A 14,810-nucleotide genomic window follows, 5' to 3' on the forward strand; every position below is an offset into this window, starting at 1 on the left:
GAGGACGCCTATCCTCTGGCCACGCTGCAGGCTGGGATGCTCTACCACAGCGCCTACGAACCCGGCGCGCTCACCTACCACGACTTGACCACCGTCACGCTGCGCGGACACTTCGACAGGGAGTCGTTCGAGGCCGCGCTCGCCGAGCTGGCGGCCAGGCATCCGGTGCTGCGCACCTCGATGGATCTCACCAGGTTCAGCGAGCCTGTGCAGCTGGTGCACCGCTCGGCGGTCATCCCGCTGGAGGTCACCGATCTGTCCTGCGACCCCGAGGCGGGCGAGCGGGTCAAGGAGTGGTCGGAGGGGGAGAAGCGACGCCCGTTCGACTGGTCGACGCCGCCCCTGGCCAGGTGCCATGTGCACCTGCTCGCCGACGGTCACTTCGCCTTCAGCCTCAGCTTCCACCACGCCATCCTCGACGGGTGGAGTGTGGCGGCGCTGATCACCGAGCTGTTCCGCCGCTACCACGCTCACCTCTCCCACGACCCGCTCCCCGTGACGGCGCCGTCGGTCGGCTTCAGGGAGCTGGTCGCGGCCGAACGCGCGGCCCTCGCTTCGGAGGCGTCGCAGGAGTTCTGGCGCGAGCGGGTGACCGACGCGCCGGAGACCCGCATCCCCCGCCTGCGCGGCCACGGCGGGGAGGGCGAGAGCCTCGTCGAGGTGCTGCGCGAGCCGGTGCCGCCGGCGCTGCTGGCCGAGCTGGAGCAGGCGGCCAGGTCCCTGCGGGTGCCGCTGCGCACCGTGCTGCTGGCCGTCCACCTGCGCGTGCTGGCGCTGGTGACCGGCGCGCCCGAGGTGATGACGGGGCTGGTCACCCACGGCCGTCCGGAGAGCGAGGCCGGCGAGGAGGTGCTCGGGCTGTTCCTGAACACCGTGCCGCTGCGCATCGACGTCACGGCGCCCAGCTGGGCGGCGCTGGTGCGCAGGGTGTTCGACGCCGAGGTGGCGCTGATGCCGCACCGGCGCTACCCGCTGTTCGAGATCCAGCGCGCCTCGGGCCGCTCGCCGCTGCTCGACGTGCTGTTCGACTTCCGCGACTTCCACGTCTACCGGGGGATGCCCGGCATCGAGGTGGTGGACCAGGAGTTCTTCGAGCAGACCGACCTGCCGTTCGCGACGAGCTTCACCCGCGCGAGGGAGCACGGGGAGTTCGAGCTGGCGATCGCCTACGACAGGAACCAGTTCGGCGCCGAGCAGGTCGCCGCGATCAGGGACCACTACCTGACCGCGCTGCGCCAGGGCCGTCGACACCGGCGCCGATCCCCGGCCCTCCGGCCCCTACCTGGAGCGGGACGCGGCCTCGATCGAGCGGTGGAACGACACCGCCCTGCCGTACGACGCCGCGTCGCTGCACGAGATCGTCGCCGCGCAGGCGCTGCGCACGCCCACCGCGCCGGCCGTCTGCTACGACGGCGTCTGGCTCACCTACCGGCAGCTGGCGGCTCGCGCCCGCGCCGTCTCCGACCTGCTGGTCGCGGCGGGGACGGTCCAGGGCGACGTGGTGGGCGTGTGCATGGACCGCGGCCCCGACCTGCTGCCCGCGCTGCTGGGCGTGCTCGGCGCGGGCGCGGCCTACCTGCCGCTGGAGCCCTCGCTGCCCGCCGACCGGCTCGCCTACATGATCGAGGAGGCGGGAGCGCGGACGGTGCTCGCGGACGCCGGCACCGCGGCCCTGCTGCCCGACGGCGTCGCCCTGCGCGTGGACGGCCCCGCCGCAGGCCCCGCGGGCCCGCTGCCCGAGGTCCATCCCGACGCCCTCGCCTACGTCATCTTCACCTCGGGCTCGACAGGACGGCCGAAGGGCGTCGGGGTCTCGCACAGGGCGATCGTCAACCGCCTGCGCTGGATGCAGCAGACCTTCCCGCTCACCCACGCCGACAGGGTCGTCCAGAAGACGCCCATCGGCTTCGACGTGTCGGTGTGGGAGCTGTTCTGGCCGCTGATGGCCGGCGCGGGCCTGGTCGTGGCGCGGCCGGACGGGCACAAGGACAGCGCCTACCTGGCCTCGCTGATCACCTCGCAGCGGATCACCACCCTGCACTTCGTCCCCTCGATGCTGGCCGTCTTCCTGGAGGAGCCCCTGCTGCCCGAGACGATGCGGCGGGTGATCTGCTCGGGCGAGGCGCTCGGCGCCGACCTGGCCGGCCGCTTCCTCGAGCGCCTCCCCCAGACCGAGCTGCACAACCTGTACGGCCCGACCGAGGCGGCGGTGGACGTCTCCTGGCACGCCTGCGCGCCGGGCGAGCCGTCGGTGCCCATCGGCGGGCCGATCACCAACACCCGCATGGAGGTCCTGGACGCGCGCGGCGAGCGCGTGCCGATCGGCACGCCAGGTGAGCTGTGCCTGGGCGGTGTCCAGCTGGCCCGCGGCTACGTCAACAGGCCCGCCCTGACGGCCGAGCGGTTCGTGCCCGACCCCTACGGCCCGCCCGGCTCGCGCCTGTACCGCACGGGCGACGTGGCCAGATGGCTGCCGGGCGGCGAGGTGGAGTACCTCGGCAGATCCGACTTCCAGGTCAAGATCCGCGGCCAGCGCGTCGAGCTCGGTGAGATCGAGGCCGTCCTCGCCGCGCAGCCGGAGGTCCGCGCGGCGGTGGTGACGCTGAGGCAGGAGCGGCTGGTCGGCTACGTGGTCCTCGACCCCGACTCGGAGATCGACGGGGCCGCGCTCGCCGTACGGCTACGCGGGCGGCTGCCCGAGCACATGGTGCCGGGCGCATGGGTGGTGCTGGAGAGCCTGCCCGTCACGGCCAACGGCAAGCTCGACAGAGCCGCCCTGCCCGCCCCGGGGGAGCAGGAGAGGGAGCGGTACGTTCCGCCGCGCGATCCCTTCGAGGCGCGCCTGGCCGTGCTGTGGGAGGAGACGCTGGGGGTGCGCGCCGTCAGCGTCCACGACGACTTCTTCGCCCTCGGCGGCCACTCGCTGCTGGCGCTCCGCCTGACGATGCGGCTGCGCAAGGAGCTGGGCAGGGACGTGGCGCTGTCGTCCGTGCTCACCGCGCCCACCGTCGCGCTGCTGGCCGCCGAGCTGCGCCGTCCGCAGGACAACGACGGCGCTCCCGAGCGGATCGTGCCGCTGAGGCCCGCCGGTGACCGTACGCCGATCTTCCTGTTCCACGCTCTCGGCGGGCAGGTCTTCCGCTACCTGCCGCTCACCCGGCACCTGGGCGCCGACCAGCCCGTCTACGCGATCCAGGCCGCCGGGCTCGCCTCGGGCGAGGAGCCGCACGCCACGCTGGAGGAGATGGTCGACGACTACGTCGCGCACCTGCTCAAGATCCGGCCCCACGGCCCCTACGTGCTCGGCGGGTTCTGCATCGGCGGCAACATCGCCCTGGAGAGCGCCAGGCGGCTGCGGGCCATGGGCGAGCAGGTGCCGCTGGTCGTGCTCTTCTACTCCGACGCCGACGAGCCCGTCCTGCGCGCCTCCCTGGAGGACGACGCGGTCCTGCTCATGCACGCCCTGGCCGGCGGGCCCGTGCAGGTCGAGCTGGAGGACCTGCACAGGATGGACCCCGAGGAGCGGCTCCTCACCGTCATCGACGCCGCGGCCCGCGCCGACACGCTGCAGCCCGACACCGCGGACCTGAACCAGGCCCGCCGCTTCGTGAAGGTCTTCCGCGCCAACGCCCACGCCGTGGGCCACTACCGGCACGACCCCTACGACGGCGACGTGCTGCTGTTCTCGCCGGCCGAGAACGGCGCCGCCCCCGGCGACATGGGCTGGAGCTCGGTGATCACCGGCAGGCTGCGCATCTCGCCGATCCTCGGCGACCGCTTCACCGTTCTGTACGAGCCCCTGGTCGCCGACGCGGCCGCCGAACTGAGGAGCAGCATCGACCATGGCCTCACCGACGGCTGAGCCCGCCACCCTGTGGCGCAACCCCGACTTCATGAAGCTGTGGGCGGGGGAGAGCTTCTCGCTGATCGGCACCCAGGTGACCGTGCTGGCGATGCCCATCGTGGCCTTCCTGCTGCTGAACGCCTCCGTCGCGGAGATGGGCGTACTCGGCGCGCTGGCCAGGCTGCCGATGGTGCTGTTCTTCGTCGTCGGCGTCTGGGTCGACAGGATGCGCCGCCGTCCGGTTTTGATCTGGAGCGACGCCGCGCGCGCGCTCATGCTCGCCACCGTGCCGCTGCTGTTCCTGATGGACCTGCTGACGCTGTGGTGGCTGTACGTCGTGGTCTTCGTCATGGGCGTCCTCGGCGTGCTGTTCGAGATCGCCTACCGCTCCTACCTGCCGGTGCTGGTGCCGCCCGAGCACCTCGGCGAGGGCAACAGCAAGCTGCAGCTCAGCGACTCCCTCTCCAAGGCGATCGGGCCGAGCCTCGCGGGCGTGCTGGTCGCGGCCCGCTCGGCGCCGCTGGTCATCCTCATCGACGTGGCCAGCTACGTCGCCTCCGCCCTGTGCCTGCTGTCGATCAAGAAGAAGGAGGAGGCGCCGCAGCCCGACAGCGGCGGCTCCATGCTCGGCGCCATCCGGCAGGGATTCAGCTGGGTGATGACCCAGCCCCAGGTCAGGCCGCTGGCCATCGCCACCGCCGTCTACTCCTTCTTCGACATCGGCATCCTGCAGACGCTCTACTTCCCCTACGTCGTCGACGGCGTCGGCGTGCCCGCGGCGTGGGTGGGCGGGGTGCTGGCCGTCGGCGGCATCGGGGCGCTCATCGGGGCGTGGCTGTCGGTCAGGCTGATGAAGGGCATCGGCCCAGGGCCGACCATGCTGTGGTCCACCGTGGTGGGCAACAGCGCGCTGCTCCTGGTGCCGCTGGCCGGAGGGCCCCTGTGGCTGGCGCTGACGATGCTGGGTGTGGCGCAGTTGCTGGTCGGGCTGTGCGCGCAGGTGTTCATGGTCAACAACATCACCGTGCTGCAGACCTCGACGCCGAGGGAGCTGACCGGCAGGGTCATCGCGACGATCTGGGCGATGGGGCTGGTGCCCGCGCCCCTGGGCGCCCTGGTGGCGGGGCTGCTCGGTCAGGCGGTGGGGATGCGGCCCGTCGTGCTGGTCGCGGCGCTGATCGGCGCGCTGGTGCCGATGGCCGTCCTCGCCCTGTCGCCGATCCCCAAGATGCGCACGCTGCCCGAGGCGCCCGTCAGCGCCTGAGCCCCAGGAGTCGAGTTCGTCAGGAGTTGAGCTCGGCCAGCCAGCCGAGCTGCTCGATCCGATCGTCCATGGTCGGGGCGTTGAGCCCGACGATCAGCCTGGTGGCGCCCGCCTTGCGGTAGGCGCCCATCAGCTCCCTCACCCGGTCGGGCGTGCCGCACAGGGTCAGCGCGTCGATCAGGTCGTCGGGCAGTTCCTCCACGGCCTCGCCCATGTCGCCTTCGAGATAGGCGTCCTGCACCCTGGCGGCGGCCGAGCCGAAGCCGAGGCGGTGCGCGAGCCTGTTGTAGAAGTTGACGCCCTTGGTCCCCATGCCGCCGAGATACAGCGCCACCATCGGTCTGACCATGTCGCGGGCGTAGTCGGCGTCGTCGTCGACCATGGCCATGACCATCGGCGACACCTCCACCCGCGCCGCGTCGCGGCCCGCGCGTGCCGCCCCCGCTCGCAGGTGCGCGAGCGTGTCGGCCAGGTGCTCGGGAGGGAAGTGGATGGGCAGCCAGCCGTCGGCGACCTCGCCGGCCAGTTCCACCGCCTTCGGGCCCATCGCGGCCAGGTGGACGGGCAGCGGCTGCCTGACGGGCCCGATCGTCATCGTCAGCGCCTTGCCCCTGCTGTCGGGTAACGGCAGCACGATGCTCGGGCCCTCGTGCTCGACGGGCCGCTGCTCGAGCGCGGTCCGCACGACGGCGACGTAGTCGCGCAGATGGGCCAGCGGGCGCTCGTAGCGCTGACCGTGCCAGCCCTCCGACACCTGCGGGCCGGAGGCGCCGAGGCCGAGCAGGAACCTGCCGCCGGAGACCCTGTCGACGGTGGCCGCGGCCATCGCGGTGGCGACCGCCGTACGGCTGGACATCTGGATCACTCCGGTGCCCAGCGCGATGCGCTCGGTGCCGGCCGCCAGCCAGGCCAGGGTCGTGGCGGGATCGACGCCGTAGCCCTCGGAGGCCCACGCCGAGTCGTAGCCGAGTCTCTCGGCCTCCTGCACCAGCATGAGCTGGGCGTTCGGGTCGGCCGCCGCCGGGCCGAGAGTGCCGATGCTCAATCCCAGACGCACAGCCGCCTCCTGTCACCAGATGCCGTGATCACATCATCGTCGAGGAGCCCGCGGGAGACCAGATCAACGAGCCACCGGATCAGCGCATGCCCTGCTCCACCGAGCGCCGCGCCGCCTGCCTGCTGTCGGCAGTGGCCTTCTGGGCGGTCCGCCGTTCGGAGCGCCGCCTGGCGGTGACGCGTCGCCGCGTCACCGGCCAGGACGAGCGGATCAACCCTTGAGACCTGAGCGGGAGATGCCCTCGATGACCCAGCGCTGGGCGACCAGGTAGAGCACGATCACCGGAAGGCTGGCGATCACGGCTCCGGCCATGAGCAGGTCGTAGCGGATGTTGTTGGCGCCCTGGAAGTTCCCCAGGCCCGCGGGAAGGGTCAGGGCCTCGGGGCTCAGCAGCACGTAGATCGGCCACAGGAAGTCGTTCCAGTTGGTGAGGAAGGACAGCAGGAACAGCGTCACCAGCGCGGGCCTGGCCAGCGGGAGCGCGATCGAGGTGAAGATCTGCCACCGGTTGCATCCGTCGAGCTCGGCCGCCTCCTCCAGCTCACCCGGCAGGGTGAGGAAGAACTGCCGAAGGAAGAACACCCCGAAGGCGCCCGCCGCGGCGGGGACGATGACGGCGGGCAGGCTGTCCACCCAGGCCAGCTCGTTGACGATCAGGAAGTTGGGGATCAGCAGCACCACCGGCGGGACGAACAGCGTCGCCACGATCACGGTGAAGATCGTGTTGCGGAAGCGGAAGCGCAGCCTGGCCAGCGCGTAGGCGGCGGGGGCGGCGGTGGCCAGCACGAGCGCCGCGTGCCCCGTCGCGGCGATCAGGCTGTTGGCGAACCAGGTCATGATGGGGCTGTCCGCGCTGCCCAGGATCTCCCTGTAGGCGTCGGTCGTCGCGGGGTCGGGGATCCACTGAGGTGTCGTGGACCCTGCCATCTCGCGCGTCTTGAACGAGGTCGACAGCATGTAGACCAACGGGCTCAGATAGAGCGCGGCCATCACCGCGAGCACGAGGTGGAGCAGGGCCCGCCGTACTCGCCGCAGGTCGGTTCTCATGGCGTCCGCCTGTCTCTGAAGGCGCCGAACACCAGGGCGCTGGCCAGCATGAGGAAGGCGGCAAGGACGAAGCTCATCGCCGAGGCGGTTCCCATGTCGAACTGGCGCAGGCCGGTCTCGGCGATCAGGTAGATCGCGGTCTTGGTCTGGTCGGCGGGCGCGCCCGCGGTGATCAGGTAGGACTGACCGAACATGTTGGCCGAGGCCAGGATGGTCGCGTTGACCACGAACACCGTGACGGGCCGCAGTCCCGGCAGGGTGACCGCCGTGAAGCGGTGCCAGGCGCTCGCGCCGTCGACCATCGCGGCCTCGTGCAGTTCGCGGGGGATGTCCTGGAGCCCGGCCAGGAAGATGACCGCGTTCAGCCCGAGGGTCCACCAGACGGTGACGCCGACCAGCGCGATCCATACGGGCGGCACGTCCGTGGTCCACTGCACGTCCAGGCCGAGATAGTGGTTGACCAGGCCGATGTTGCCGTCGAGCAGGTACCTCCAGACGAACCCCACGACGGCCACGCCCAGCACGTACGGCGCGAAGTAGACCGCGCGGTAGACGTTGCGCCCCCTGAACCTGCCGTTCATCAGCAGCGCGACCGCCAGGGGCAGCACGATGAGGATGGGCACGGAGGCCACCGTGAAGATGCCGGTGGCCCGCATCGCCGTCCAGAAGCGCGAGCCGTCCACGCTGCCCGGATCGAACAGGTCCGCGTAGTTGCCCAGCCCCACGAAGGGCTTGGCGGGCAGGTTGATGTCCCACTCGTGCAGGCTGGTCCAGAAGCCGAAGCCGATCGGCACCACCATGAAGACCGCGAACAGCGCCAGATAGGGAGCAAGGAACGCGTAGGGCGTCCACCAGCGCATCCGGCCGACGGACGGCGCCGGTACGGCGCGCCGTACCGGCCCCTCGGTCCTTGTCAGCAGGCTCACCTGGTGTACTTCCGCTTGTTCTCGGCCAGCAGCTTGTCCGCGGTCGCCACACCGTCCTTCAGCGCCTCGGCCGGGCCGGCCTCCTTCAGCACGGCCTTGGCCACGGCCAGCTCCAGCGCCTTCGACTGGACGTCGCCGACGCCGGGCAGCGCGGGCAGGAAGTGGAAGGCGTCCAGGTCGGAGGCCAGCCTGATCTGCGGGAGGTCGGCGATCGCGGCGTCCTGGCGGGCGGAGTTACGGGCCGGGATCATGCCGGCCTTGGCCCACTCGGTCGACTGGCGGCTCATGTGGTCGACGAAGAACTTGGCCGCCTGCACCTTGTTCGGGTCCTTGCCCGCCTGGGAGGTCAGCACGAAGTTGTGCGAGGCGCTCCACACGGCGGCGCTCGCGCCGATGGTGGGCACGGGGGACAGGCCCCACTTCAGGTTGGGCGCGTTGGTCTTGAGGTCGTTGATCTGCCAGATGCCGTCCCAGGTGAAGCTGACCTTGTCGTTCTTGAACGCGGCGTACTGGGTGTCGATCGCCACCTTGGCGGGGCTGTATCCCCTGTCGATCTGCTCGACCATCCACGTCAGCGCCTCGACCCCCTGCTCGGAGCCCCACAGCGCCTTCGCGCCGTCCTCGCTGTAGAGCTCGCCGCCGTGCTGCCAGAGCAGGCTCATGAACATCAGGTGCGCCGGCCACTTGCTGGGCATCCAGAACGGGTCGGCCACCCCCGCCTTCTTCAGCTCGGCCAGCGCGGCCTCGTAGGAAACCTTGTCGGAGGGGGCCTCCTTGAGCCCGATCTTGTCCAGGTGCCCCGCGTTCCAGTAGTCGCCCAGGCTGTGCACGTCCAGCGGGATGCCGTAACGCTTGTCGCCGAAGACCCCCGCGCCCCACACGGCCGGGATGAAGTCGCTCTCGCTCAGCTCCAGCGCGCCGACCACGTCGTCGAGCGCGATCAGCACCTGCCTGGCGGCGAACGTGCCGATCCAGTCGTTGTGGATGACCGCGACGTCGGGTCCCTTGCCCGCGGCGATGGCGGTGGGCATCGCCGGATAGAGGTCCTCCCAGCGGCGGGTGATGTTGCGCACCTCGATCCGTCCAGCGAACTCCTTGTTGAAGGCCGCGAGCATCGTGCGCATGTGCGGGCCGTCGCCGCCGGTGAAGCCGTTCCAGAAGTCCAGTGTCACTTTCGGACCGCTGTACTCGCCGCCGGAGAACGTCGGCGCGGGCGCCGCGGGGGCGGAGGAGCCGGAGCCGAGCTTGGTGCCGCCGCCGCACGCGGACGCCGCGACCGTGAGGCCGGCCAGGCCGAGGAACGAGCGTCGGGACAGGGGAGTGGTCATGTCTTACTCCTGGGGGGCGAAGCGGATCATGGTCCATGAGACGGGCGGGAGGGTGAGGGTGGCGTCACGGCCGTCCATCCGCAGCCCGGTGCCGGGGCGGGGGGCGACCCTGTCGGGGTCGGCGGCGGAGTTGACGGCCGACAGGTCGTCGTCGGCCAGCTCGAGGTGTTCGGCGGGCAGCAGTCCTTGCGGCAGGGCGACGCGCAGCTCGCACGGGCCCCGCCTGTCGCGGTTGACCACGAACAGCGTGATCTCGCCCGTGTCGTCGAGCGTGGCGGTGGCCCAGATCGCGGGTGCCTCGCCGTACTTGTCGGTGGAGACGGAGGTGCACTCGGGCTCCACCCGCAGCACCTGTCCTCGGGCGTTCCTGGCGGTCAGCGCGAACGGGTGGAAGATGCTCTGCCGCCAGGCGGGGCCGCCGGGCTCCGTCATGATCGGGGCGATCACGTTGGCCAGCTGGGCCTGGCAGGCGACGCCCACCCTGTCGGCGTTGCGCAGCAGCGTGATGAGCAGGCTGCCGACCACCACGGCGTCGGTCACGTCGTAGACGTTCTCGATCAGCCGCGGATGCTCGGCCCACTCCAGGGACGCCTCACCTCCGAAGCGGCTCTGGTACCAGACGTTCCACTCGTCGAAGGAGAGCTTGATCTTCCTGCGGCTGCGCAGTTTCGCGCCCACGTGGTCGGCGGTGGCGGCGATCGAGCGGATCATGTGCTCCATGTCGGCGCCGCTGGCCAGGAAGGAGTCGACGTCGCCGTCGGCGGGGTCGTAGTAGGCGTGCAGCGAGATGTAGTCGACCAGGTCGTAGGCCGACTCCAGAACCTCCGCCTCCCACTGGCCGAACGTCGGCATGCCGCTGTTGGAGCTGCCGCAGGCCACCAGCGACACCCCCGGGTCGAGGCGGCGCAGCGCCCTGGCGGTCTCGGCGGCGAGCCTGCCGTACTCGCGGGCGGTCTTGTGGCCCATCTGCCAGGGGCCGTCGAGCTCGTTGCCGAGGCACCACAGACGGATGTCGTGGGGCTTGTCGACGCCGTGGGCGCGGCGCAGGTCCGACAGCCGGGTGCCGCCCGGATAGTTGGCGTACTCCACCAGCTCCAGCGCCTCGGCCACGCCGCGGGTGCCGAGGTTGAGCGCCATCATGGGCTCGATCCCCGCCCGCGCGGCCCATGCCATGAACTCGTTCAGCCCGAAGCTGTTGTCCTCCAAGCTGCGCCAGGCCAGGTCGAGGCGGGCAGGCCGCTCCTCGACAGGGCCGACGCCGTCCTCCCAGCGGTAGTTCGAGACGAAGTTGCCCCCCGGATAGCGGACCAGGGTCACGCCGAGCTCGCGGGTCAGCTCCAGCACGTCGGTGCGGAAGCCGTCGGCGTCGGCCAGCGGATGACCTGGCTCGAAGATCCCCGTGTACACGCAGCGCCCCATGTGTTCGACGAACGAGCCGAACAGCCGGGGCTCGACCGGGCCGATCAGGAAGGCGGGATCCAGCGTGAGACGAGCGGTCGAAGTCAAGAGCCGGCCTCTCCGTTGCGGGGACGTTTCGTGGTAGGGCATTTTCTACAACGTTGTTTCAACGTTGTAAACAGGTGCGGCTGGATTACGATGCGAGCCGTACAGCAGAAGGGGGACACGGGTGGGAACGAGCCTGCGTGACGTCGCGCGCCTGGCGGGGGTGTCGGTGAAAACCGTCTCCAACGTGGTCAACGGGTACGCGCACGTGTCGCCCGCGACCCGCGCGAAAGTGGAGGGAGCGCTCTCCCAGCTCGACTACCGGCCCAACCTGTCGGCCCGCAACCTGCGGCAGGGCCGCACAGGCATGATCGCCCTCGCCCTGCCCGAGCTCGACGCGCCCTACTTCGCGGAGCTGTCCAGGTGCGTGATCGACGCGGCCGCCGAGCACCGGTGGCTGGTGATCATCGAGCAGACCGGCGGGGGGCTGGAAAGGGAGCGGCGCATCCTCGACGGCGTGCGTGACCACCACGTCGACGGGCTGATCCTCAGCCCTGTGGCGGTCGGGGCCGAGGAGCTGGCCGCCCGTACCGACGACACCGCGCTGGTGCTGCTCGGCGAGCGCATCTACGACGGGCCCGCCGACCACGTCGCGATCGACAACGTCAGGGCCGCGTACGACGTCACCGAGCACCTGATCGGGCTGGGCCGGCGGCGCATCGCCGCACTGGGCGCCCAGGACGACACCGCCAGCGGTACGGCGCCGCTGCGGCTGGCCGGCTACCGCGAGGCGCTGGCCGCGCACGGCCTGCCGGAGACCGTCGTCAAGGTCGACCGCTACCAGCGGGCCGAGGGCGCGGCGGCGATGACTCGGCTCCTGGCCTCACCCGAGCCGCCAGACGCGGTGTTCTGCTTCAACGACCTGCTCGCCCTCGGCGCCATGCGCACGGCGCTGGCGGCGGGGCTGCGCGTGCCCGAGGACGTGGCGCTGGCAGGGCTGGACGACATCGAGGACGGTCGTTACAGCACCCCCACCCTGACCACGATCGCCCCTGACAAGAACCAGCTCGCCCGCATCGCGGTCGACCTGCTCAAGCAGCGGATCGACGGGCACACCGCCCGCCCGCCGCAGGAGTTCACGGCCGGTTATCACCTGATCGCCAGGGAGAGCACCATGGGGGGCGGCCTCTCGCGCGGGGTCGGCTGAGCGTCGGGTGGCGGGCGCAGGACGGCAGATCGGTGTCCGCCCTGCGCCGGAGCGCCGCTAGTTGCCGGTGATGGCGTCCTTGGCGTTCTTCGCGGCGTCCTTGACCTTCTCGCCGGCCTGCTTGATCTTGCCCTTGCTCTGGTCGGCCTGTCCTTCGGCCTCGAGCCGCTCGTCGTCGGTGACCTTGCCGACACCCTCCTTGACCTTGCCACCCATCTCCTGGGCCTTGTTGTCGAACTTGTCGCCTGTGCTCACGATGTCTCTCCTCCAGCCGTCACGACTTCCGGATGAGGCACCTCTGTCCTGGAGCGGCCTGGGTAAACCGCCTGCGGAGGAGGCCCGCGTGACCGAGAGTTCTCCATCGGAATCTATTTGTTATGTGATTCCCGTCTGCTTACGGGCACACGGTTGTCGGTCACACCAAACGCAGACACCTGAGCAGGGAGCTGAACATGACAGTCACGGGCATCATCACCGCCATCATCATCGGCGCCATCATCGGCGCGCTGGGCCGTCTGGTCGTTCCCGGACGGCAGAACATCCCGATCTGGCTGACCATCGTGGTCGGCATCGTGGCCGCCTTCATCGGCACCGCCATCGCCGGCGCCTTCGGCGTCGCGGCGACCGGTGGCATCGACTGGATCGAACTGCTTCTCCAGGTGGCCGTCGCCGCCGTCGGCGTCATCGTCACCGTGAGCCTGTACGGCAGGCGCGGCGTCCGCTGACCGGCCCGTTCGACACCTGATCGCTCCTTTCAGATCCGAAGGCCACAGGCCCCACCCGGGAACACCCCGGATGGGGCCTGTCCTTGTGTGAGCCGCCGTCTCACCTGCCGCGCGGGCGTCCGCGCACGGGCCTGCTGCTCCGCTGACCCTCCTGCTGCACCCGACGCCTGCGCCGTCGGCCCAGTAACCAGCCGACGGCCAGCACGGCCAGGCCGATCGGCGTGCGCGCCAGCCAGCGCGCCATCACGAACTTGAAGAACCTTCTCATGGCCATGCCTCTGCCCTGACGGCAGCGCCGCACGCGCGGGAGGGGCGCCGCGGGCGTCGTCCGGCCGGGCACGCGCGTATCAGGACGGCAGCGGGGAAGGGGTCAAGGTGGAAAGAGGGTGATCACAAGTGGAGGATGCCGGACAGAGTTCCACCTTGCAGGTCAGTATTTCCGATCACGGTTACTACACCACGGTCAGCGCCAGGGGGGCGCTGGACCGCGTCAGCGCTCCGGTTTTCACCGCGCACGTCGATGCCGCCTGGGAGTGGAGCGAAGGCCCCCGGTTGGTCCTGGACCTCAGTGGGGTGACGTTCTGTGATTTCGACGGGGTGGCCGCGCTGGCGAGCATCGCCAGGAGGCTGCGCGACCACGACCGCGGCAGGGTCATCCTGACCGGCGTGGACGGCCAGCTCCAGCGGATGCTACGCAGGACCGGTCTGATCACGCGCTTCGAGCGGCGCGACAGCGTCGAGCAGGCGGGCGAGGATCTGCTCGACCGCTCGCGCTCCAGAGGACAGATGGCCATGCCGGGGCGGTCGGGCACCCCGCCGCCATCCGGTTTGGATCGTTCCTGACGGTACGGCCCGGTCGGCACCCCGCTCTCCGGCCCTGGCCGGGCCTCTCTCCCCCGGACACCGCGCTTCATGGGTTTCACCGCACAGTGGTAGCGAAGCCGCGCAGGGGGGTAGTGCCCCGCCATGTGGCTGAGCAGATGGGTGGCGCGGGCGCCTGGCGCATGGCAGGGAGCCCGCCGCAGGCACGGCTGGCTGGACCACCTCGTGCGCGCGGTGGTGCGCTACGACAGAGTCGACGGCGGCCGGCTGTCGGCGGCGTTGACCTACTACGCCTTCTTCGCCACCTTCGCTCTGGTCCTTCTCGGCTTCTCGTTGCTCGGGCACGTGCTGGACGACCCCGTCGTGCTGGACACCGTCCAGCACTACCTCAACGACAACTTCCCCCGCCTCGACGTCATGGCGTTACGGCAGGCCAGGGAGACCGTCGGGATCATCGCGCTGATCGGATTCCCCCTCGCCGGGCTGTTCTGGATGGACGCGCTGCGCTCGGCCAGCAGGGCCATCTGGCAGCTGGAGGAGTACCCCGGCCCCTTCTGGCAGCGCCAGCTCATCGACCTGGCCGTCCTGGCAGGGCTCGGTCTCCTGCTGGCGATCAGCCTGACCGCCGCCTTCGCCACCGAGTCCCTGCTGACCTGGGTGGTGGACCACACCGTGGGCACCGACGCCGCTCCCGCCCGCTGGCTGCTGACCGCGGCCACCTTCACCCTCGGCCTCCTGGTGAACCTGCTGCTGGCCCTCGCCCTGCTCAGCGCGCCGCCCAGGCTGCGCCTCACGCTGCGCAGGCTGCTCGGCCCCGCCGTGCTCATCACCATCGGCCTGCAGATACTCAACAGCCTCGGCCAGGTCTACCTCCGGATCACCGAGGACAACCCCGCCTACCAGCTGGTGGCCACCGCCGCGGTCATGCTCGTCTTCCTCAAGGCCGCCAACCAGCTGATCCTCCTGGCCACCGCCCTGGCCGCCACCAGCACCAGAGGGGCCGTCACCGACCTCGCCGCCGAATCGCCGCCCCCGCCCGACCCTTCTCGCAGGAGGCGCCGCCTGCGAGCTCCCGGAGGGCCGCACCGCCCTCCCAGGAATCCGAACAGGTTCGGTGTCAAGTGGTCCCGTTGGGGCAGGTGAGGCG

The 14,810-nt window shown here is 70.7% G+C and carries 14 protein-coding genes and 1 pseudogene; 8 read left to right on the plus strand and 7 right to left on the minus strand.

Annotation, left to right across the window (positions count from 1 at the left end; all coding sequences use genetic code 11):
- Positions 1-36: 36 nt before the first annotated feature.
- The 3 genes and pseudogenes from FHR33_RS53465 to FHR33_RS37675 all read left to right on the plus strand — a co-directional run.
- Positions 37-1,179: pseudogene (locus tag FHR33_RS53465) on the plus strand (condensation domain-containing protein); the annotation flags it as partial.
- 196 nt (positions 1,180-1,375) lie between these two features.
- Positions 1,376-3,862, plus strand: coding sequence for an amino acid adenylation domain-containing protein (locus FHR33_RS37670; RefSeq protein WP_246453456.1), 2,487 nt, complete (start codon positions 1,376-1,378; stop codon positions 3,860-3,862).
- Complete coding sequence (locus FHR33_RS37675; RefSeq protein ID WP_183658289.1) at positions 3,843-5,108, plus strand: MFS transporter; 1,266 nt, start codon at positions 3,843-3,845, stop codon at positions 5,106-5,108. Before FHR33_RS37670 ends, FHR33_RS37675 begins: the two co-directional genes overlap by 20 nt.
- Positions 5,109-5,127: 19 nt before the next feature.
- Here the strand turns inward: FHR33_RS37675 and FHR33_RS37680 are convergent, their stop codons facing one another.
- A complete protein-coding gene (locus tag FHR33_RS37680) occupies positions 5,128-6,165 on the minus strand; it encodes an LLM class F420-dependent oxidoreductase (protein WP_183658292.1) in 1,038 nt (345 codons plus the stop codon).
- A gap of 86 nt (positions 6,166-6,251) precedes the next feature.
- Here FHR33_RS37680 and FHR33_RS52155 point away from each other — a divergent pair, with 86 nt between their 5' ends.
- Complete coding sequence (locus FHR33_RS52155) at positions 6,252-6,386, plus strand: hypothetical protein (protein WP_281388221.1); 135 nt, start codon at positions 6,252-6,254, stop codon at positions 6,384-6,386.
- Here FHR33_RS52155 and FHR33_RS37685 read toward each other — a convergent pair.
- The 4 genes from FHR33_RS37685 to arfA are packed head-to-tail and all read right to left on the minus strand — an operon-like array spanning position 6,376 to position 11,014.
- The gene (locus FHR33_RS37685; protein WP_183658296.1) at positions 6,376-7,212 is read right to left on the minus strand and encodes a carbohydrate ABC transporter permease; all 837 of its coding nucleotides are present in this window, start codon (positions 7,210-7,212) and stop codon (positions 6,376-6,378) included. The genes FHR33_RS52155 and FHR33_RS37685 overlap by 11 nt on opposite strands.
- A complete protein-coding gene (locus tag FHR33_RS37690) occupies positions 7,209-8,138 on the minus strand; it encodes a carbohydrate ABC transporter permease (RefSeq protein ID WP_221241413.1) in 930 nt (309 codons plus the stop codon). Before FHR33_RS37690 ends, FHR33_RS37685 begins: the two co-directional genes overlap by 4 nt.
- Positions 8,135-9,466 carry an extracellular solute-binding protein gene (locus tag FHR33_RS37695; protein WP_183658299.1) on the minus strand — a complete coding sequence of 444 codons (1,332 nt, stop codon included), beginning with the start codon at positions 9,464-9,466 and terminating at the stop codon, positions 8,135-8,137. Before FHR33_RS37695 ends, FHR33_RS37690 begins: the two co-directional genes overlap by 4 nt.
- Positions 9,467-9,469: 3 nt before the next feature.
- Positions 9,470-11,014, minus strand: coding sequence for an arabinosylfuranosidase ArfA (gene arfA, locus FHR33_RS37700; protein ID WP_183658304.1), 1,545 nt, complete (start codon positions 11,012-11,014; stop codon positions 9,470-9,472).
- A gap of 79 nt (positions 11,015-11,093) precedes the next feature.
- On the opposite strand from arfA, the gene FHR33_RS37705 reads away from it, so the two are divergent.
- Complete coding sequence (locus FHR33_RS37705; protein ID WP_183658307.1) at positions 11,094-12,116, plus strand: LacI family DNA-binding transcriptional regulator; 1,023 nt, start codon at positions 11,094-11,096, stop codon at positions 12,114-12,116.
- A 57-nt stretch (positions 12,117-12,173) separates the two neighbouring features.
- Here FHR33_RS37705 and FHR33_RS37710 read toward each other — a convergent pair whose 3' ends face one another.
- Entirely contained in the window at positions 12,174-12,371 is a 198-nt protein-coding gene (locus tag FHR33_RS37710; RefSeq protein WP_183658310.1) for a CsbD family protein, read from the minus strand.
- Between the two features lie 197 nt (positions 12,372-12,568).
- Between FHR33_RS37710 and FHR33_RS37715 the strand changes: the two genes are divergently transcribed.
- A complete protein-coding gene (locus tag FHR33_RS37715; protein ID WP_183658313.1) occupies positions 12,569-12,841 on the plus strand; it encodes a GlsB/YeaQ/YmgE family stress response membrane protein in 273 nt (90 codons plus the stop codon).
- 100 nt (positions 12,842-12,941) lie between these two features.
- On the opposite strand, the gene FHR33_RS37720 is transcribed toward FHR33_RS37715, so the two are convergent.
- Positions 12,942-13,109, minus strand: coding sequence for a DUF6203 family protein (locus tag FHR33_RS37720; RefSeq protein ID WP_183658316.1), 168 nt, complete (start codon positions 13,107-13,109; stop codon positions 12,942-12,944).
- Positions 13,110-13,237: 128 nt separating this feature from the next.
- On the opposite strand from FHR33_RS37720, the gene FHR33_RS37725 reads away from it, so the two are divergent.
- Positions 13,238-13,684 carry an STAS domain-containing protein gene (locus FHR33_RS37725; protein WP_183658319.1) on the plus strand — a complete coding sequence of 149 codons (447 nt, stop codon included), beginning with the start codon at positions 13,238-13,240 and terminating at the stop codon, positions 13,682-13,684.
- Positions 13,685-13,807: 123 nt separating this feature from the next.
- Positions 13,808-14,806: a YihY/virulence factor BrkB family protein gene (locus tag FHR33_RS37730; protein WP_183658322.1), complete on the plus strand. Its 999-nt coding sequence runs from the start codon at positions 13,808-13,810 to the stop codon at positions 14,804-14,806.
- Positions 14,807-14,810 lie beyond the last annotated feature (4 nt).

The sequence above is a fragment of the Nonomuraea dietziae genome (assembly GCF_014195505.1).
GTDB lineage: Bacteria > Actinomycetota > Actinomycetes > Streptosporangiales > Streptosporangiaceae > Nonomuraea > Nonomuraea roseola.

Bases quoted from the DNA above. Each gene is read 5' to 3' on its own strand.
- FHR33_RS37675 (WP_183658289.1), top strand. From the start codon at position 3,843: ATGGCCTCACCGACGGCTGAGCCCGCCACCCTGTGGCGCAACCCCGAC.
- FHR33_RS37730 (WP_183658322.1), top strand. From the start codon at position 13,808: ATGTGGCTGAGCAGATGGGTGGCGCGGGCGCCTGGCGCATGGCAGGGA.
- arfA (WP_183658304.1), bottom strand. From the start codon at position 11,014: ATGCCCTACCACGAAACGTCCCCGCAACGGAGAGGCCGGCTCTTGACT.
- FHR33_RS37695 (WP_183658299.1), bottom strand. From the start codon at position 9,466: ATGACCACTCCCCTGTCCCGACGCTCGTTCCTCGGCCTGGCCGGCCTC.
- FHR33_RS37685 (WP_183658296.1), bottom strand. From the start codon at position 7,212: ATGAGAACCGACCTGCGGCGAGTACGGCGGGCCCTGCTCCACCTCGTG.
- FHR33_RS37715 (WP_183658313.1), top strand. From the start codon at position 12,569: ATGACAGTCACGGGCATCATCACCGCCATCATCATCGGCGCCATCATC.
- FHR33_RS52155 (WP_281388221.1), top strand. From the start codon at position 6,252: ATGCCCTGCTCCACCGAGCGCCGCGCCGCCTGCCTGCTGTCGGCAGTG.
- FHR33_RS37720 (WP_183658316.1), bottom strand. From the start codon at position 13,109: ATGAGAAGGTTCTTCAAGTTCGTGATGGCGCGCTGGCTGGCGCGCACG.